Raw genomic sequence first — 18,135 nt, forward strand, 5'->3', positions numbered from 1 at the left:
GTTGGAGATTATTTAGTTGGTTTGTCTGCATTTTCAAACTTCATGTTTGAAGTCAAAAAAGCAATTTTATTTGATTTACTATTTTTTAGGTCTTGATATTTCTGCATTGCTTTAGCAATATTTTCAGATTTATCATCTTCTGATTTAGAATAAATTTGCTTTTTATCATTTTTAATAACTTGATAGAAAACTTTTTTATCTCTAAATTCATTAGGATTAAGAGGCTTAAGATTTACTCCGGCAACAAAAGCTCCCATTTGTCCTTCAGCGTTAATGACATAAACTGCATTGGGTTCAAGATTAGCTTCTACATAATCTCTATTTTCTGCACCTGCCCAAAACAAATGCTGTCCTGGTTCGCATTCATAGACTAAATACTTCCCACTTGCAACTGATCCTAAGAATATATCTTTGTCATAAATTCTAAAGTTAATCAAAACACCTGCTCCGGTTTTTAAAATGTAAACCAAAGATTTTCCTTCAGATGGCTTATCAATAGCCTGAGTAGTTACTTTCTGCGCAAAAACCGTAGTGATTGCAAAAAGAACTACAAAAAGCACTACTACTTTTTTTAAATTCTTCATACTACTTGTAACTTCTCGCTTTAACTTCTATGTTTTCGTAGATAAGATCTTCTTTGTGCAGAACCTCATTTTTGATATCATCTCCTTGATATTCCCAAGCTCCTACATATTTGAAATTAACATCATCTCTTTCTGCTTCACCTTCCGGAGTAGCATGATCTTCTCTGAAATGTCCTCCACAAGATTCGTTTCTGTGCAATGCATCGATAGCCATTAACTGTCCTAATTCGATAAAATCTGCAACTCTGAACGCTTTTTCAAGCTCTGTGTTCATCCCTTCAGCTTCACCCATTACTTTTACGTTTTGCCAGAAATCTTTTTTCACCTGATCAATTTCTGCAATCGCCTCTCTCAAACCTTCAGGAGTTCTTCCCATTCCAACTTTATTCCACATAATGTGTCCTAATTGCTTGTGGAAATGATCTACTGAATGTGTTCCTTTATTGTTAACAAAGAAATTTACTTTGTCTTTGATTTCTTTTTCAGCTTCGTCAAATTCAGCAGAATTCGTAGGAATCGCTCCTGTTCTGATATCTGCTGAAAGATAATCTGCAATGGTGTAAGGAAGAACGAAATATCCGTCTGCCAAACCTTGCATCAACGCAGAAGCTCCCAATCTGTTTGCTCCGTGATCTGAGAAGTTTGCTTCACCAATTACGAAACATCCAGGAATTGTAGATTGTAAGTTATAATCAACCCAAACACCACCCATTGTGTAGTGAACAGCCGGGTAAATCTTCATTGGAGTTTTGTAAGGATCATCCGCAGTGATTTTTTCATACATCACGAATAAGTTACCATACTTTTCTTCAATCCAAGCTTTTCCAAGATCATATATTTGCTGATCGGTAGGATTATGAATGTTTTTTTCGATAGCGGTTTCTTTACCTTTTTTGATAATCTCTGTTGAGAAATCTAAGTAAACACCTTCTTTAGTATCATTATTTTCGATTCCGAAACCGGCATCACATCTTTCTTTACCCGCTCTTGAGGCAACGTCACGAGGAACCAGGTTTCCAAATGCAGGATATCTTCTTTCTAAATAGTAATCTCTATCTTCTTCTTTAATATTTTCAGGTCTCAATTTACCTTCTCTGATGGCAACTGAATCTTCAATTTTCTTTGGAACCCAGATTCTTCCGGAGTTTCTCAACGATTCAGACATCAAAGTAAGCTTAGACTGCTGTGTTCCGTGTACAGGAATACAAGTCGGGTGAATCTGAACATAACAAGGATTTGCGAAATAAGCTCCTTTTTTATGAATTTTCCAAGCTGCAGAAACGTTTGATCCCATTGCGTTTGTCGAAAGGAAATATACGTTTCCGTAACCTCCTGAAGCAATAACAACTGCGTGAGCTGAATGTCTTTCGATTTCACCTGTTACTAAATTTCTAGCAATAATTCCTCTAGCTTTTCCGTCAACGATTACCAATTCAAGCATTTCGTGACGGTTGTACATCTTTACTCTTCCTTTCCCGATTTGACGGCTTAATGAAGAATATGCACCTAATAATAATTGTTGACCAGTTTGTCCTTTTGCATAAAAAGTTCTTTTAACCTGAACTCCACCAAATGAACGGTTATCTAATTGTCCGCCGTAATCTCTACCAAATGGAACTCCCTGAGAAACACATTGGTCGATAATATTTGCAGAAACTTCAGCTAATCTGTAAACGTTTGCTTCTCTAGCTCTGTAATCACCACCTTTGATGGTGTCGTAGAACAATCTGTAAGTTGAATCACCATCACCCTGATAATTTTTAGCAGCGTTGATACCACCTTGAGCCGCAATCGAGTGTGCTCTTCTTGGTGAATCCTGATAGCAAAATGCTTTTACATTATAGCCCTGCTCAGCCAAAGTAGCTGCTGCAGAACCTCCTGCCAAACCTGTACCTACAACAATAATATCAATTTTATCACGGTTGTTAGGCGCAACAAGGTTCATATGGTCTTTATGATTTTTCCATTTATCCTTTAGTGGGCCTTCTGGAATTCTTGAATCTAATTTACTCATATTAGTATATTGAAATTATTGAGTTACGTAATGAAAAACTGCGATAAAAATAAAACCTAGCGGAATAAGGATTGAATACCAATTTCCGAAAGCCTTAATGATCGGGGTATATTTTGGATGTCTTGCCCCCACAGACTGAAATGAAGATTGAAAACCATGCGCCAAATGCACACCAAGTAATCCGAATGCTACAACGTAAAGAACAACTCTCCAAAGATCAGCAAACTTGCTATGTAAATCTCCCCAAAAACGACTTTCCTCGATAGGAAGACCATTTACGTATTTATAGTTCATCTCATGAAACCAGAAATCGTACATATGTAAAAATATGAACGCTAAAATTACACCACCCGAAATAATCATATTACGAGATGACCATGTAGAATTGGCGGAACCATTGTTCTTATCGTAACCGATTGGTCTTGCTCTTTGATTTTTGATCTCCAAAACGAATCCCATCACAAAATGGAAAATTACAGCAAACATCAACACAGGTTGCATTACAAACTGAATAAGAGGATTGTACCCCATAAACTGCGATGCATTGTTATAAGCCGTTGCCCCGAAAACCGACAATAGATTCACGGAAAGATGCATTACTAAGAAAATCAGCAAGAACATTGCTGAAAGTGCCATAGCATATTTTCTACCAATTGTAGAACTTGTTAAACCTGCCATATTGAGTTCAAATTTGATTTCCCACAAAATTAAGGAATGTTAAGAAAACTAAAAAGTGAGAAATCTCACTATTAGACAGTTTGTAATCTTTCTAAATAACAATGAAAAACATTGATAATGCGGGGAAAGTTTAAAAAATCTATAATTATTTTAAATTATAAATTTTATTATTGTAAACAATCTTTTCTGATGACGGCGGAAGTTTTTTAACTGAAATATTTTCCACTCTGCGAGATGAGACATAAGGATTAATAATATACTGCTGAATTTTCTTTTGATCATCCAAATTTTCAATCCAAAAACAAACATCATTTCCTTTTTTTGCAGAAAACACCTTTCCTTTTTTATATTGATGAACAAGAATTTCTTCATGATTGTTTTCATAAATTGAAAATGAAATTCTTAGAATAAAAAACAGGATAACAGCTAAACAAAACTGAGAAATAGTTTTAAAATTATATTTTATAATCGCAAATTTTAAAAAATACACAGCTAGAAATAACAGAGCTACTTCAAACCAATTCATTGGAATATTATCAAAAAATAGAGAATCAAAATCTGCAAACCAATGAATTACTTTCAATAAAATCTCAATTACGAAATTATAAACCGTATTTAGAATGCCAAAATCAATCCTAACAGCCATCAAACCTGTCATTAAAAACGAAAAAATAATGATCACTTCCGAAAAAGGAACAATGAAAAAATTAGCAAAAATTGAAATAAATGAAAACTGATGGAAATAAAATAATACCAAAGGCAATGTTGCCAATTGAGCGGAAACCGAGATAGAAATTGTATTAAAAATTATCTTCTTAATATAATTATCCTGCTTCGGCAAACGTTTCAAAATTGGTTGGTTGAGCCAAAAAATTCCTAAGACTGCAAGAAAACTCAATTGAAATCCTACATCGAACAACTGTTGGGTATCAATAATCAAAATAATAAAAGCAGACAAAGCCATAGAATGCAGTAAGTCTGGTTTTCGCTGAAGTAAAACGTAGATAAAATAAACCGAAAGCATAATGCAGGATCGAACTACCGAACTTCCAAAACCTATAAACAAGGCAAAAATCCAAATAAATATTAAGCTTAAAATGATTACAGATTTCCTGAATCTTAACGGCAAAATTTTCATTAAAACAAAATAGAGGATCCCGAAAATGACCACAATGTGAGTTCCCGAAATCGCAAGAAAATGCACCAATCCGGATTTATTGAAGTCCTGCAGAGTCTCTGCATCAATTTCTGTGCGGTCTGCCAAAATAATTCCTTTTAAGAACTCCTGACTTTTCGACGACATTTCAGAATTGTTGATTTGCTGTAAAACTTCCAGTCTTTTTTGACGAATTCCTTCACTGAATGACAAGTCGTTTCTAACGGCAGAAGTTATCTCATCATTGATATAACATTGATAAAAAATATTTTTCCGATGAAGATATTTGGCATAATCAAATTGAAAATGATACTTCGGAGATTGTGGTTTGTTTACGAATGCTTTGGCTTTGTAATAATGCTCAAAATCAAGCTCTTTACTATCTTTTGGAATTAATAAAACTGAATTAATTTTTTGTTTTCTAACTTCAACAACCGCCTCGTATTTTTTATTCTTCTCTGTAGAATTTAGTTTTTTAGAAATTTTGAAAATTACAGTTTCATTTGGATTAACTGAAACTCTTGGTTCCTGTGGTAAATTAAAATAATGCAAACAAATTCCCATTCCAAAAAATAGAAATGCAATTAATATAGAATTGATCTTCGAGATAAAAAATGATTTGAAAAAAGTTGATATGGTAATCAGAATACAACCAATTGCAATAGTAAAAATAAAATTCTGCTCCAAAGAAAAATAATCCTGAAATAAAATTCCAAGGATAAAGCAGCAAACTAATATCAGAAGTGGCTGTCGATTCAATTTTCCATCAATTTGTACTACTAAAGTAATAAAAAATTGAAAATTATTCCTAAAAATCTATTTATTTTTTAAAATAATATCTGCAGCATTGTCGCTTGCACCTTTTCCACCAAGTTTACTTCTCAAAATTTCGTATTCTTCAAGCATTAGATTTCTCTTTTCACCATCAAGAATAAATTTTAATTGCTCAGCAAGATTAGTCGTATTTAATTCACTTTGAATCAACTCCTTAACCACTTCTTTATCCATAATCAAATTGACAAGCGAAATGTATTTAATATGCTTCACCAATCTTTTGGCAATGGCATAAGAGACTTTGCTTCCACGATAGCAAACTACTTCAGGAACATTTAATAAAGCTGTTTCAAGAGTTGCCGTTCCTGAAGTTACCAAAGCAGCTTTTGAACACCTCAATAAATCGTAAGTTTTATTGGACACAAAGTGCACATTTTCATCCACATACTTCTGATAGAAATCCTTTTCAAGACTTGGAGCTCCCGCTATAACAAACTGATAATCTGTAAAAAAAGGTCTTACAGATAGCATAATTTCCAACATCTTTTCAACTTCCTGTTTTCTTGAACCAGGAAGAAGCGCAATGATTTCTTTTTCGTTTAAGTTATTTTCTTTCTTAAAAACCTCAACCTCAATATTTTGTAAGGATGAAATCGCATCAAGCAAAGGATGTCCGACAAAGTGAGATTTCACATTATGCTTATGATAGAAATCTTCCTCAAAAGGTAGAATTACCATCATTTCGTCAACATACTTTTTAATGATCTCAACTCTACCTTCTTTCCATGCCCAAAGTTGTGGAGAAATATAATAAACCACTCTGATTCCGAGCTCTTTTGCAAATTTTGCAATTCTTAAATTAAATCCCGGATAATCTACCAAGATTAAAACATCGGGTCTGTTGTTTTTGATATCAGTTTTGCAGAATTTAATATTATTTAAAATTGTTTTGAGGTTCAAAGCAACTTCCAGAAATCCCATAAAAGCGAGATCACGATAATGTTTCACCAAAGTCCCACCTTGTTTTTCCATCAAATCACCACCCCAAAATCTGAATTCTGCGTTGGGATCTTTCTGTTTTAAAGATTTCATTAAATTACTCCCGTGCAAATCTCCGGAAGCTTCACCTGCGATGATATAGTATTTCATTTTTGCTGAAATTTATTATTTGTTATCATTGATCCTTCTCTTCGCATCAGCAATTTTCATGATGGGAGGTTTCTATGATAAGAATAGAGAACAAATTAAATCTTATTGAAGGTTAATTTGTAAATTTGTTCAAAGATAATCATAAAAAAATGTCAGAAGAATTCGAAATAAAAAATAAAGTTGCGTCAAGCGGATTGGTAAATTTTGATCTTACCGATTTGGTTCCGAAAGGGATCAGAAAAGGAATTGATCTGAAAGACTTTCTTTTCATGGAAATGATTTTAAAAGAAAAAGATTTTCGCGAAAAAGTAGCAGCTATTAATCCAGAAGAATATCGAGATCAATATGTTTACATTTACAATTCGGCGGACGCAATTGTCCCACTTTGGGCATATTTTCTGATAACTGCAAAATTAACCGATGTCACCAAAAAAATAATTTTCGGAAACAAAGAAGATTTAGAAGTGATGCTAATGCACAATGCAATTCAGACGTATAATTTTGATGAATTGAAAGATAAAAGAGTCTTGGTAAAAGGTTGTTCTGATAAAGAAATCCCTGAAAATGCTTATATTGAATTGGTAGAGCAATTGAAGCCGATTGTAAAGTCATTGATGTTTGGTGAGGCTTGTTCGAATGTTCCTATTTTTAAAAATTAATGCATTTTTCAGAAAAACAATTTACGGTTATTCTTTTTTTCGTTTTCTTATTGATTTATGCGTCAGGAAGTTTTTCGAAAATACCGTTTGGTGATTGTATTGGTTTTGCTTTGTATACAGAGCGAGCTGAGTTTATAGATTCTACCTCTACCTATGCTCATTTTCTTTACAGCAATAGTTTGGTTTTATTTTCAAAAATATTACCATTTATAGAAAGCAGCGAAATTGCACGTGGGTTTACAATTCTTTCCGCAGCATTATGTATTCCCATACTTTACAAAACGTGTCTTATACTTACAAAAAACAACTTTGCATCTATAACAACAAGCGTAGTTTTTGGGCTAAGCTTTTCATTTTGGAAAAATGCTTCGATTATAGAAATATACACTTTTAATCTTCTGATCGTTGCCATTTTTGTTTACTGTACTATTGCAGCCATAATTGAAAAAAAGAATCGTCTATATATTGCTTGTTCCATAATTTTAGGTATAAGCTTATTCAGTCATATCCAGAATATACTGATGTATCCTGCATTTATAATGCTGATATTGTTCAGATCTTCAAAAAAAATCAGATTTATATCACTATCAATATTGGGAATACTTTTTTTATCACTATTCATTTTTCCTATAAAAAATAATGATGCTTTATCAAGCGTATATTCTTCTGGAATTGTTTCCGAAAAAATCTCAGAGACAAATATTGTAAAAAGCCTGATACTTGCAATGGGATATCTTTTTTACAATTTTTGGCATTTCCTGATTTTTTCAATTTCTGGGATGTTCATTCTTTATAAAACAAACAGACAGATTTTCTTTTTTCTCATTGCGAGTGCGATACCTATATTTGTTTTTTCAATTATTTTCGGAGTTTCAGACAACTATGTCTATTTTATTCCTTTTAATTACATTATTGGTCTATTCATGAGTATTGGTATGTGTTATCTTTTTTCTCTTCGAATAAGAAAATGGATGGCTGCTTCCTCAATAATAATTCCTGCACTATATTTTTTCACTTATAAAACACTAAGCCATATACCACAAATTGAAAAGTTTGCTCAATCTAAATCTTATAAAGGAGGTCTAAAATATTATCTGCTTCCCTGGATGAATGACAATGTTGGTATTCTGGAATTCATTATTGACAAAAAGCCTTCTCCAGAGACTATTGATTGGATGCAAAAAGGTGCGGAAGAATATATAGATTTACTAAAAAATAAAGGTTACACTGAAGAGGAGATCAGACAACTATAACTTTAGTATTATTTTATTTTCGAAGTATTTGTTTTTTTGATAACTTTGATATTCTAACAAATAAAATAAACACAAACAATGAGTCTAATTGACCTTTTGACAGGAAACACAGGAAATCAGGTAGCTGAACAGGCAGAAAGCAAGTTCGGAATTAGCAAAAATCAAATTATTGCGCTCTTGGCAGTGGCTACTCCACTCGTCATTTCTTACCTTCGAAACAAATCTCAGGATGCAAAAGAAGCTGAAGCTTTAAACAATGCATTAGATAAAGATCACGATGGAAGCATTCTGGATGACACTTCTCAGCTTGACAACAGACAAGACGAAGGCGGCTCTATTCTTTCGCACGTTTTCGGAAATCAGAAAAATACAGTAGAAAACCAATTATCACAGAATACCGGAATTTCTATTGATAAAATCGGTCCTATCTTGGCGATGCTTGCTCCTGTAATCATGGGTTATATCGGTAAAGAAAAGCAACAGAACAATGTTGGAGCAGGAGGTCTTGGTGATCTTTTAGGAGGAATTTTGGGTGGTGCTCAAAACCAGGCTCAACAACAGCAATCAAGTCCTTTGAATGATATTCTGGGGAGTGTTTTAGGTGGCGGACAATCGCAATCTTCCGGAAATCCCTTGAATGACATTTTAGGAAGTGTACTTGGCGGCGGACAGCAGCAAAAACAACAACAAGGTGGATTGGGAGATCTTCTTGGCGGACTTTTCGGAGGAAAATAATTTTGTTTTTAAATCATAAAAAAAAGACCGGAGATTTGATCTTCGGTCTTTTTATTTTCGTTTTTAGTCTTTTGCTTTTTCAGCAGGATAAGGTTTTGAAGCTTTTCTCGGTCTTTTCTTTCCGTAGCTTCCTAAGATAATCTTTCCTTTTCTAGACTTTCTGTCTCCTTTTCCCATAATTAAAATTTTGATTGACTACGAAGTTAGAGATTTATAATAAGAAGTCAAAAGTTTCAGCCGTTAAATATTTTATAATAAATAAGTTAGACTTTCACATTTTTCCATTTTCCTCTTTTAAATAAAATAAAAGCAACAGCCGTTATGAACATTTCTGCAACCGGAATTGAAATAAAAACACCTTTCGGACCCAAATCAAAATGTTTTGAAAGCACATAAGCCAAAGGAATTTGAAACATCCAGAATCCAAAAAAGTTCAGCCAGGTCGGTGTCCAAGTATCGCCTGCTCCGTTGAAAGCGTTGATAGTTACCATTCCTATTCCGTAAAAAACAAAACCGACACTCATAATGTGCAATGCATTTTTAGCATAATTCTTAATTTCAATTTGTTCTGTGAAAAATCCAACAAGAAAATCTCCCAAAAGAAAAAATATAAGACTTACAGAAAGCATAAAAATTACGTTGTATTTTACCGTTTTCATTACAGATTGTTCTGCACGCAACATTTCTCCAGCACCCATATTTTGCCCCACTAAAGTTGAAGCCGCATTACTCAGTCCCCAAGCTGGAAGCATAAAGAACATCATTAATCGGAGTGCCGTTTGATACCCTGCTGAAGCATCTTCACCACCGGTTGTTGCCACTAATTGTGCAAGAAAGATCCAGCTGCACGAAGCAATGACAAATTGGAATATTCCGGGCATTGCAATTTTCACGATGGATGTGATTAATTTGAAATCAGGTTTAAAATAAATCGTTTTTATCCGCACCAAAGAATCAGCAATAAAAATATGATACAGTTGATAAAGAACTCCTGTGCTCCTTCCGATGGTTGTTGCAACTGCAGCTCCCGTCAAACCCATTGCGGGAATCGGGCCTAATCCTCTGATCAGAATCGGACAGAGAATAATGTTGGCAATATTGGCAATCCATAAACTTTTCATTGCGATTGCCGCATTTCCTGCACCTCTGAAAATTCCGTTGATTAAAAACAAAAGCATAATAATCACGCTGCTTCCCATCATAATTCTCGTAAAATCTTTTCCGTAGGCTGCTGCATCGGGTTTTGAGCCCATCAAAATCAAAGTATCTTCTGCATAGATTACTCCCAGCAAACTTAAAACAGATGTAATGACAAAAGATACTGAAATTACCTGCGCTGCACTTCTCGAGGCCTGTTCAGGATTTTTCTCCCCAATTCTTCTTGCTACAACGGCAGTTGCAGCCATACTCATCCCAATTGCTATCGAGTAAATAATTGTAAGAACAGATTCTGTAAGACCAACCGTTTGAATAGCGAAGCCACTTTCTTTGAGATGACCCACAAAATAAAGATCAACTAAAGCAAAAACTGATTCCATTGCCATTTCCAGCATCATCGGAATTGCTAAAAGAAGAACAGCACTTCGGATACTGATTTTTGTGTAATCAGTTTCTTCCTCGCTGAATGCTTTTTTCAGAAAATTTAAATATTTTTTCATTTTAAAATTAATCGGGTTAAAAATACGATTTCATGAAATTTAATTTTAAATAAAATAATTTTAATAATTAATTATCGTAAAACAATAATTAATTATATATTTGCAATAATAAAATATTAAAACAATGAAATTATTAGGAAAAAACTCTCTACTTTTTTGGCTAAAATATCCATTCGGAATATATGCCGTCGGATTTACACTGATCTCAATTTGGATATTAATTTTAATGGGAATTTATTTGATAACGAATACGACAAATTCATTTGTGTCAATTGATCATTGGAAAAGTGAGAATAATAATGGTCAAAAAAATTCAGAAATAGTTCAATTTCATTATCCATTTTCAAAAATGGTTTTAGCGACTGAAAATTCTGCAGAAGGTATTATGTTAGCTTTCCTGGGGCTGGTTTCTCTGTGTTTTATATTAATTATCGTTTTGAAAATCATTATCGAACTTTCAAAAGACGATTTTTTCACCCATAAAGCAGTTCAGAATTTCAAAATTTTAGGTTTTGGTATGCTCTTCTTAGGAAGCGTTCATCTTGCTGTTGATATTTTCACCTCGCCACAAAGTTTTGATACTACGCCTCCTCTTATTTTTATTATCACTGGCCTTATATTTATTTTCCTGAAGGAAATTTTTGTAAAAGGCAGAAAAATGCAGGAAGAGAACGATTTAACGATATAAATTATTAAACAAATTTTAAAAAATATAAAAATGAAACTATTAGGACAAAAATCAGTGTCAACAATTCTCAGTTATTTATTTCTGGTGTTATTTATCATTTTTCTTTTCCATTTCATTTACCAATCGCTTGGATTTGGAATAGGATATTATAACTGGACGACTTCACATCATCTTTTTTCAGAAACTTTTTATGTCAATGATGAAATAGATTATGCATCATACGAAAAAGGAAAATATGTATTTTTCAGATTTAAATATCCGTTTTCAGATCAACAGATGTTGACAGGTTTTTTTACATTAAACAGATTTATATTTCACACATTTCAAAGTATTTTTTTCTGCCTGTTTTTCTTTTACGGATACAAAACTTTTGGAGATTTGAGTCAGAAAGAATTATTTAATGAAACAATTATAAAGCATCTGAAAACCTTCACTATTATTAATGTACTCTATGCACCACTTTATTTTCTGATTTGGATCTTCATATTCCGAACTGGCCTTGAAGGAGGTATGCTTATGACATCGTTTACATTTTTATTCTTGGGAATTATTTTACATTTCATCACCGTATTTTTCAAAAGAGGCTTTCAACTGCAATCAGAAAACGATTTAACAATATAAATTATGCCAATAATAATCAATGTAGACGTCATGTTGGCAAAAAGAAAAATGCAGTCTCAGGAACTTGCAGAAAAAATAGGAATCACACAAGCAAATCTCTCCATTTTAAAAACTGGAAAAGCAAAGGCTGTTAAACTCTCTACTCTTGAGGCAATCTGCAAAGCACTGGATTGTCAACCCGGAGATATTTTAGAATTTAAACCTTAATTATATATTATCAAAATGAAAAAATTATTTTTATCAGCTTCAATCATCACCTTTGGCATTTTCTCAGCTCAGGAATTTACCAGTCAACACAAACAAATGCTGACTTATGATGATGCAGAAAGCTTTTCTACATTAGTAAAAAAAGAAAATATTGACCAATGTTTCCAGATTGAGAATAATTCGTATTCACTTCTTGCTCTGTCAATAAAATTGAATAGCAAGAAGGTTTTTCAAAAACTTATTGACGAAAAAGCCAATTTGGAAAAAGTTTGTGATGGGAAAACACCATTAATGTTTGCAGCCAAATATGGGAATACTGAATTTGCAAAAAAGCTTCTTGAGAATGGTGCCAAAAAAGAAACGAAAACCGACAAAGGTTACACTACGTTGGACTATGCTAAAAAATATGAAAAAGCAGAAATCATTACATTGTTAGAATAAAAACAATTTGAATTTTATCAATTATTAGAATTTCATTTTATGTGAGTATAATTATGCAAAAATGGTTTACTCCTAATGAAATATATCAAAAAAAATATTAGATTTGTATAATAATTGAAAAAATAAATTTTATGAAAAAGATTATATCGGCTACTTTACTTCTGGCGATCTCAATTTTTGCAAACGGATTATTTGCACAGGAGATTTCTAAAGATCAAATGAAAATCTTCCAGACTGATAATCTTCAGGATTTTAAAAAAGTTTTTAAGAAAGATGATTTCAATAAGTGTTTTGCCATCAAAGAAAACTCTTATGATCTTCTTGCTTTAAGTGTAAAGCATGAAAGAAAAAATATTTTTAATTTTTTATTGAGCAACACTACCGATGTCAACAGACTTTGTAACAACCAGTCACCATTGATGGTTGCAGCAAGATATGGAAAAGCAGATATGGCTCAATCTCTATTGAAAAAAGGAGCAAACAAAACTCTGAAAAACGCAAACGGAGAAACTGCTAAAGACTTTGCTGTAAAATATGAAAAAGCAAATCTTGCAAGTATTCTAAAATAAAAGTTATCAACTTTAAATAATTAAAACTTCTTTGGCAATCGCTAAGGAAGTTTTTTATTTATAAACCCTTCAAAAATCTTATCTTTGCCAACGAAAAATCAGGCGCTTGAACGTCTGATATCTAAAGTATAATATCTAACATCAAAAAAAATGTTTCGATCGCACACAAACGGAGAATTATCTCTAAAGAATCTTAATGAAGAAGTTACACTTTCAGGATGGGTACAAACCATTCGTGATAAAGGATTTATGATTTGGATAGATCTTCGGGATCGTTACGGAATTACTCAGTTAGTTTTTGATCAGGATCGTTCTTCAGCGGAATTGATGGAAAATGCCAAAAAATTAGGACGTGAATTTGTGATTCAGGTTACAGGAAAAGTTATTGAAAGAGTCAGCAAAAACCCCAATATTCCAACAGGAGAAATTGAAATTTTAGTTGAAAAATTAGAAGTGCTTAATGAATCTCAGCTTCCGCCTTTTACCATTGAAGATGAAACGGACGGTGGTGAAGAATTAAGAATGAAATACCGTTATCTGGATATCAGAAGAGCTCCGGTAAGAGATAAATTGATCTTCCGTCACAAAATGGCGCAGAAAGTGAGAAATTATCTTTCAGACGAAGGATTTATTGAGGTTGAAACTCCGGTTTTAATCAAATCTACTCCGGAAGGAGCAAGAGATTTCGTTGTACCAAGCAGAATGAATCCGGGACAGTTTTACGCATTACCACAATCTCCACAAACTTTCAAACAATTATTGATGGTTGGAGGCATGGATAAATATTTCCAGATCGTAAAATGTTTCCGTGACGAGGATTTGAGAGCCGACAGACAGCCGGAATTTACACAAATCGATTGTGAAATGGCTTTCGTAGAGCAGGAAGACGTGATGAATGTTTTTGAAGGAATGACGAAAACTTTAATTAAAGACATCACTGGTCAGGAATTCGGAGCCTTTCCAAGAATGACGTTCGCAGATGCGATGCAGAAATACGGAAATGACAAACCGGATATCCGTTTCGGAATGGAATTCGTTGAACTGAACGATTTAGTCAAAGGAAAAGACTTTAAAATATTCGATGACGCTGAATTGGTTGTCGGAATCAATGTTGAAGGTTGTGCAGATTATACAAGAAAGCAAATCGATGAGCTGGTTGAATGGGTTAAAAGACCTCAAATCGGAGCTTCAGGATTGATTTGGGCTAAATTCCAGAACGATGGGGTGAAAACTTCTTCTGTGAATAAATTCTACAACGAGGAAGATTTAGCAAAAATCATCGAAAAATTCGGAGCGAAAGAAGGAGATTTAATGCTAATTCTTTCAGGAAACGAGCACAAAGTAAGAACTCAGCTTTCAGCGTTAAGAATGGAACTTGGAAACCGTTTGGGATTAAGAAAAGGAGATGTTTTCGCACCACTTTGGGTTGTTGACTTCCCGTTACTTGAATTTGACGAAGAAAGCGGACGTTACCATGCAATGCACCACCCATTCACCTCTCCTAAACCTGAAGACATTCATTTATTGGAAACAGATCCGGGAAAAGCAAGAGCCAACGCTTACGACATGGTCTTGAACGGAAACGAAATCGGTGGAGGTTCTATCAGAATTTTCGACAGAGATCTTCAATCTAAAATGTTTGACTTATTAGGATTCTCCAAAGAAGACGCAGAAGCTCAGTTTGGGTTCTTAATGAATGCTTTCAAATATGGAGCTCCGCCTCACGGTGGTTTGGCTTTCGGATTTGACCGTTTGGTGGCAATTCTTGACGGAAATGAAGTGATCAGAGATTATATCGCTTTCCCGAAAAATAATTCAGGACGAGATGTAATGATTGACGCTCCGGCTGCGATTGCTAATGAACAACTTGATGAACTGGAACTGAAATTAAATTTAAAAGCATAAATTAGAAGCGGAGATTTTTTCTCCGCTTTTTTGTTATGATTATGAAGAAACTAATACCTATTTTTCTTTTACTGATTTACAATTTCTACAATTGTCAATTTTTAGAGGAGCAATATTCAAAGAGTAAAATTTACAAGCTCAAACAAAACCTTGAATCAGGTCAAAAAAATGCTTTCTATGAATTAGCTTCTTATCTTGACAGTCATAAAAAATTAGCTGAATTTTTAGGTTATCACTATTTTGAAACTGAGGAAATTTCGTTAGCAAAAAGAGCAATCGAAGAGAATTCAATTTTCACAAATCAAGAAATAATTGTCGATAGTATTTCAGGCTCGGAACAATTTTTAGATTTTTTGAAGAAAAATGATGGTAGAATAAAATATTCTACTGAGATACAAGCATTCTACATTACGCAAATTGACCAAAGAAATGAATCAGTTGAATTCAGAGAACTTCCAAAAGCCAAATTAGAAAAATTGACCAAAAAAATTCCCGAAATCCTTCAACAAAATTGGGTTAAAAATGCTGGAATAGATTTTTTACTTCAACAAAATAAACCAGAAAGTCTCTTGAAAATTTGTGAACAATTTTATCGTAAAAGAGACAAATTCAATGTTTATAATCGTAACAAAGAAAATTTTTACGACTTGCTATCATTTTTAATTCGGAAAGATATTGGTTCGATTGGCAGAAATAAAGATTTAGCTTGGAATACCAATGATTATAATTTCGATAATAACTCTATTCTGAACTTGCTGGTTTATTTTTCGAAAAATTATAAAAATTTCGTTTGGGATGGCTCTGAAAAGCATTTTATTAATAAAGATTTACAGTCAGAAAAGATAGATGACATTGTAGATTTATTTGAAGATTTGTACAATGAAAATGACACGATTGCTTTGAATTCATATATCAAACTATCTCAAAGCAATTCAAAAAGAGTTGGAGAATTGGCTACTGAAAAGGATAAAAATTTCCTGGACAGAACCAATTCTATTGTACCGATTTTTCCTTTTAAATTTTTGATACAACTATCATTACTTACAGAATATTACAGACAAAATAATGTTGATTTTATCGGTTCTACTCAATTAAAATCAACGATTGATAAATTAGAATCAGACTTATCGTTTAGGGAAAGAAGAAATTTAGAAAATCAAATAATAAGTCAACTGACATTGGAAGATCTTGCGCCGATAGAATATTGGTCATTGATCTATGAAAAAAAACCAAATCTTTCAAAATCAGTCTCAAGAATTCTTGATATTTACTACACAAAAAACTGGTCAAAAATCATCAGCGACAACAGACAGTTAAGTATGTATTTAAAAAAATCTCTTCTCTACAGCCGAATTGGTATTAATGGAAATCTTAATTATTATGTCTATAAATTTACAGGGAATGGGTTTGAAACTGTAAAAAACCTAAACGAGATAAAAACAGATGATCCTGATTTGAAAACTCAAATCCAGCGCGCTCAAAAAATATGTTTAGAAAACTTCGAGTACCCTGTAGCTAATAAAAAAAATTTCGATGGAAACTTTAATAGCCAAAATATAAAAATCCAGGAAGAGGTTGATAAGTTAAGAATCACAGCAAAAGATGCTGATGATTTTGAGTATGGTGTCCTAAAATTATTTTCAAAAATTGGTTATGCACAAATTCCAGAAGCAATCAAAGTTGCAGATAATATTAAATTTAGAAAAGAAAATTACAGAGACAAGTATTCATTTTTAGATAGAGATTTTGGTTTCTTCAGTATTGATAATTGGAAACTTGAAGATGCGAGAAAAGAGTTTCTATCCGTTTATAACACTCATAATGAAAAGCAACTTTACGAATATTACCTTGATCAAAGTGGAGTTGATTATAAAAACAAAAATGGTAACATAAGCTATGATAAAATTTATGAAATTCTGAAATTTAATATTGTAACTCCATTTACAGGAAGTTCGGAACTTGAAAATGAGGTGGGAGCGATTATAAAACTTTTAGAAATAAATTTAAATACAACATTAGGCTATCCTGATAAACTTTGTAATTCTTCGGGCATGTATATTTGTCCGCCTTCTGATAGAGCTTGGGAATGGAGAAGATACCTGAAAGAAAACAAATTATTAAAAGAGCAACACTCTCCTATTGTTTCATTCAATTATGGATATTATATAGACAAAGTCCTAATGTATAGAAAATTAAACTCGAAGTAATATATAATTCCCACGGCACAATCATTGTAAGTTTTACAGAAAATAAAGACAATGAAAGCAATTTGGAACGGTGCCATTGGTTTTGGCTTAGTCAATATTCCTGTTAAGATTTATTCTGCTACAGAAACCAGCAAACTTGATCTCGATATGCTGGATAAATCTGATTTTTCTAATATTAAATTTAAGAGAGTAAACGAAAAAACGGGCAAGGAAGTCAAGTGGGCAAACATCGTAAAAGGTTTTCTGATAGACGACAAATACGTTGTTCTGGAAGATGAAGATTACGAAGCTGCAAGTCCTGAAAAGACGAAAATTCTGGGCATCGAACACTTTGTGAAAGAAGCGGAGGTTGATTCTGTTTATTTTGAAACGCCCTATTTTCTGGAGCCACATAAAAACGGTGAAAATGCCTACAGACTTTTAATCAAAGCTTTGCAGCAAACTAAAATGGTCGGTATCGGAACGTTTGTTCTCCGCGATACTGAGGCGATTGGGATGATCCGTCCTTATAATGATGATGTTTTGGTTTTAAACCGGTTGAGATTTGATCAGGAAATCCGCGATTATAAACAGTTGAAAATTCCTGCTAAAAAAGCACCAAAACCTGCAGAGCTGAAGATGGCAAAAAACCTGATTGAGCAATTGTCTGAAACATTTGATCCTGCTTTTTATAAAAATACATATTCTGAGGAATTACTGAAGATCATTAAGAAAAAAGCAAAAGGCAAAAATGTGAAACTTAAAAAATCCGAACCTGCAAAACAGGGTAAAGTGATTGATTTGATGGCACAGTTAAAAGCCAGTTTGCAGACTCCGAAAACTAAAAACGCTTCCTGA

General features: G+C 33.2%; 18 protein-coding genes. 11 read left to right on the plus strand and 7 right to left on the minus strand.

Going from position 1 to position 18,135, the window contains the following annotated elements; all coding sequences use genetic code 11:
• Positions 1–8: 8 nt before the first annotated feature.
• The 5 genes from NZ698_RS13840 to lpxB form a co-directional block, all read right to left on the minus strand.
• A complete protein-coding gene (locus tag NZ698_RS13840; protein ID WP_263003792.1) occupies positions 9–584 on the minus strand; it encodes a hypothetical protein in 576 nt (191 codons plus the stop codon).
• 1 nt (position 585) lies between these two features.
• On the minus strand, positions 586–2,598 hold the full coding sequence (locus NZ698_RS13845; RefSeq protein WP_263003793.1) for a fumarate reductase/succinate dehydrogenase flavoprotein subunit: 2,013 nt from the start codon (positions 2,596–2,598) through the stop codon (positions 586–588).
• A gap of 15 nt (positions 2,599–2,613) precedes the next feature.
• A complete protein-coding gene (locus tag NZ698_RS13850) occupies positions 2,614–3,276 on the minus strand; it encodes a succinate dehydrogenase cytochrome b subunit (RefSeq protein WP_263003794.1) in 663 nt (220 codons plus the stop codon).
• Positions 3,277–3,421: 145 nt separating this feature from the next.
• The gene (locus NZ698_RS13855; RefSeq protein WP_263003795.1) at positions 3,422–5,191 is read right to left on the minus strand and encodes a ComEC/Rec2 family competence protein; all 1,770 of its coding nucleotides are present in this window, start codon (positions 5,189–5,191) and stop codon (positions 3,422–3,424) included.
• A 57-nt stretch (positions 5,192–5,248) separates the two neighbouring features.
• Entirely contained in the window at positions 5,249–6,355 is a 1,107-nt protein-coding gene (gene lpxB / locus NZ698_RS13860; RefSeq protein WP_263003796.1) for a lipid-A-disaccharide synthase, read from the minus strand.
• 149 nt (positions 6,356–6,504) lie between these two features.
• Between lpxB and NZ698_RS13865 the strand changes: the two genes are divergently transcribed.
• From NZ698_RS13865 to NZ698_RS13875, 3 genes are all read left to right on the plus strand, one after another.
• Complete coding sequence (locus tag NZ698_RS13865) at positions 6,505–7,014, plus strand: DUF2480 family protein (RefSeq protein WP_263003797.1); 510 nt, start codon at positions 6,505–6,507, stop codon at positions 7,012–7,014.
• Entirely contained in the window at positions 7,014–8,267 is a 1,254-nt protein-coding gene (locus NZ698_RS13870) for a protein O-mannosyl-transferase family (RefSeq protein WP_263003798.1), read from the plus strand. Before NZ698_RS13865 ends, NZ698_RS13870 begins: the two co-directional genes overlap by 1 nt.
• Before the next feature lie 78 nt (positions 8,268–8,345).
• Positions 8,346–9,002 carry a DUF937 domain-containing protein gene (locus NZ698_RS13875; protein ID WP_263003799.1) on the plus strand — a complete coding sequence of 219 codons (657 nt, stop codon included), beginning with the start codon at positions 8,346–8,348 and terminating at the stop codon, positions 9,000–9,002.
• Positions 9,003–9,065: 63 nt separating this feature from the next.
• Here NZ698_RS13875 and NZ698_RS13880 read toward each other — a convergent pair whose 3' ends face one another.
• Together NZ698_RS13880 and NZ698_RS13885 are read right to left on the minus strand one after the other, a co-directional pair.
• Complete coding sequence (locus NZ698_RS13880; RefSeq protein WP_263003800.1) at positions 9,066–9,179, minus strand: 30S ribosomal protein THX; 114 nt, start codon at positions 9,177–9,179, stop codon at positions 9,066–9,068.
• Between the two features lie 86 nt (positions 9,180–9,265).
• Complete coding sequence (locus NZ698_RS13885) at positions 9,266–10,660, minus strand: MATE family efflux transporter (RefSeq protein WP_263003801.1); 1,395 nt, start codon at positions 10,658–10,660, stop codon at positions 9,266–9,268.
• Between the two features lie 124 nt (positions 10,661–10,784).
• Here NZ698_RS13885 and NZ698_RS13890 point away from each other — a divergent pair, with 124 nt between their 5' ends.
• The 8 genes from NZ698_RS13890 to ku all read left to right on the plus strand — a co-directional run bounded on the left by NZ698_RS13890 (position 10,785) and on the right by ku (position 18,135).
• On the plus strand, positions 10,785–11,348 hold the full coding sequence (locus NZ698_RS13890; RefSeq protein ID WP_263003802.1) for a DUF2975 domain-containing protein: 564 nt from the start codon (positions 10,785–10,787) through the stop codon (positions 11,346–11,348).
• Positions 11,349–11,378: 30 nt separating this feature from the next.
• Positions 11,379–11,969, plus strand: a complete 591-nt coding sequence (locus NZ698_RS13895; RefSeq protein ID WP_263003803.1) for a DUF2975 domain-containing protein — start codon at positions 11,379–11,381, stop codon at positions 11,967–11,969.
• 3 nt (positions 11,970–11,972) lie between these two features.
• A complete protein-coding gene (locus tag NZ698_RS13900; protein WP_056035798.1) occupies positions 11,973–12,176 on the plus strand; it encodes a helix-turn-helix domain-containing protein in 204 nt (67 codons plus the stop codon).
• A gap of 15 nt (positions 12,177–12,191) precedes the next feature.
• Positions 12,192–12,617, plus strand: a complete 426-nt coding sequence (locus NZ698_RS13905) for an ankyrin repeat domain-containing protein (RefSeq protein ID WP_263003804.1) — start codon at positions 12,192–12,194, stop codon at positions 12,615–12,617.
• 131 nt (positions 12,618–12,748) lie between these two features.
• On the plus strand, positions 12,749–13,186 hold the full coding sequence (locus tag NZ698_RS13910) for an ankyrin repeat domain-containing protein (protein WP_263003805.1): 438 nt from the start codon (positions 12,749–12,751) through the stop codon (positions 13,184–13,186).
• Between the two features lie 150 nt (positions 13,187–13,336).
• The gene (aspS, locus tag NZ698_RS13915) at positions 13,337–15,091 is read left to right on the plus strand and encodes an aspartate--tRNA ligase (RefSeq protein ID WP_263003806.1); all 1,755 of its coding nucleotides are present in this window, start codon (positions 13,337–13,339) and stop codon (positions 15,089–15,091) included.
• Between the two features lie 41 nt (positions 15,092–15,132).
• Positions 15,133–17,298 (plus strand): hypothetical protein, encoded by a 2,166-nt coding sequence (locus tag NZ698_RS13920; RefSeq protein ID WP_263003807.1) that lies wholly within the window; start codon positions 15,133–15,135, stop codon positions 17,296–17,298.
• 51 nt (positions 17,299–17,349) lie between these two features.
• The gene (gene ku, locus NZ698_RS13925; protein WP_263003808.1) at positions 17,350–18,135 is read left to right on the plus strand and encodes a non-homologous end joining protein Ku; all 786 of its coding nucleotides are present in this window, start codon (positions 17,350–17,352) and stop codon (positions 18,133–18,135) included.

Origin of the sequence: Chryseobacterium edaphi (assembly GCF_025628985.1) — a bacterium.
GTDB lineage: Bacteria > Bacteroidota > Bacteroidia > Flavobacteriales > Weeksellaceae > Chryseobacterium > Chryseobacterium edaphi.

What these genes read in the sequence shown, in the direction of transcription:
- NZ698_RS13840 (WP_263003792.1), bottom strand. Translation starts at nt 584, where the DNA reads ATGAAGAATTTAAAAAAAGTAGTAGTGCTTTTTGTAGTTCTTTTTGCA.
- NZ698_RS13845 (WP_263003793.1), bottom strand. Translation starts at nt 2,598, where the DNA reads ATGAGTAAATTAGATTCAAGAATTCCAGAAGGCCCACTAAAGGATAAA.
- NZ698_RS13850 (WP_263003794.1), bottom strand. Translation starts at nt 3,276, where the DNA reads ATGGCAGGTTTAACAAGTTCTACAATTGGTAGAAAATATGCTATGGCA.
- lpxB (WP_263003796.1), bottom strand. Translation starts at nt 6,355, where the DNA reads ATGAAATACTATATCATCGCAGGTGAAGCTTCCGGAGATTTGCACGGG.
- NZ698_RS13865 (WP_263003797.1), top strand. Translation starts at nt 6,505, where the DNA reads ATGTCAGAAGAATTCGAAATAAAAAATAAAGTTGCGTCAAGCGGATTG.
- NZ698_RS13870 (WP_263003798.1), top strand. Translation starts at nt 7,014, where the DNA reads ATGCATTTTTCAGAAAAACAATTTACGGTTATTCTTTTTTTCGTTTTC.
- NZ698_RS13875 (WP_263003799.1), top strand. Translation starts at nt 8,346, where the DNA reads ATGAGTCTAATTGACCTTTTGACAGGAAACACAGGAAATCAGGTAGCT.
- NZ698_RS13880 (WP_263003800.1), bottom strand. Translation starts at nt 9,179, where the DNA reads ATGGGAAAAGGAGACAGAAAGTCTAGAAAAGGAAAGATTATCTTAGGA.
- NZ698_RS13885 (WP_263003801.1), bottom strand. Translation starts at nt 10,660, where the DNA reads ATGAAAAAATATTTAAATTTTCTGAAAAAAGCATTCAGCGAGGAAGAA.
- NZ698_RS13890 (WP_263003802.1), top strand. Translation starts at nt 10,785, where the DNA reads ATGAAATTATTAGGAAAAAACTCTCTACTTTTTTGGCTAAAATATCCA.
- NZ698_RS13895 (WP_263003803.1), top strand. Translation starts at nt 11,379, where the DNA reads ATGAAACTATTAGGACAAAAATCAGTGTCAACAATTCTCAGTTATTTA.
- NZ698_RS13900 (WP_056035798.1), top strand. Translation starts at nt 11,973, where the DNA reads ATGCCAATAATAATCAATGTAGACGTCATGTTGGCAAAAAGAAAAATG.
- NZ698_RS13905 (WP_263003804.1), top strand. Translation starts at nt 12,192, where the DNA reads ATGAAAAAATTATTTTTATCAGCTTCAATCATCACCTTTGGCATTTTC.
- NZ698_RS13910 (WP_263003805.1), top strand. Translation starts at nt 12,749, where the DNA reads ATGAAAAAGATTATATCGGCTACTTTACTTCTGGCGATCTCAATTTTT.
- aspS (WP_263003806.1), top strand. Translation starts at nt 13,337, where the DNA reads ATGTTTCGATCGCACACAAACGGAGAATTATCTCTAAAGAATCTTAAT.
- NZ698_RS13920 (WP_263003807.1), top strand. Translation starts at nt 15,133, where the DNA reads ATGAAGAAACTAATACCTATTTTTCTTTTACTGATTTACAATTTCTAC.
- ku (WP_263003808.1), top strand. Translation starts at nt 17,350, where the DNA reads ATGAAAGCAATTTGGAACGGTGCCATTGGTTTTGGCTTAGTCAATATT.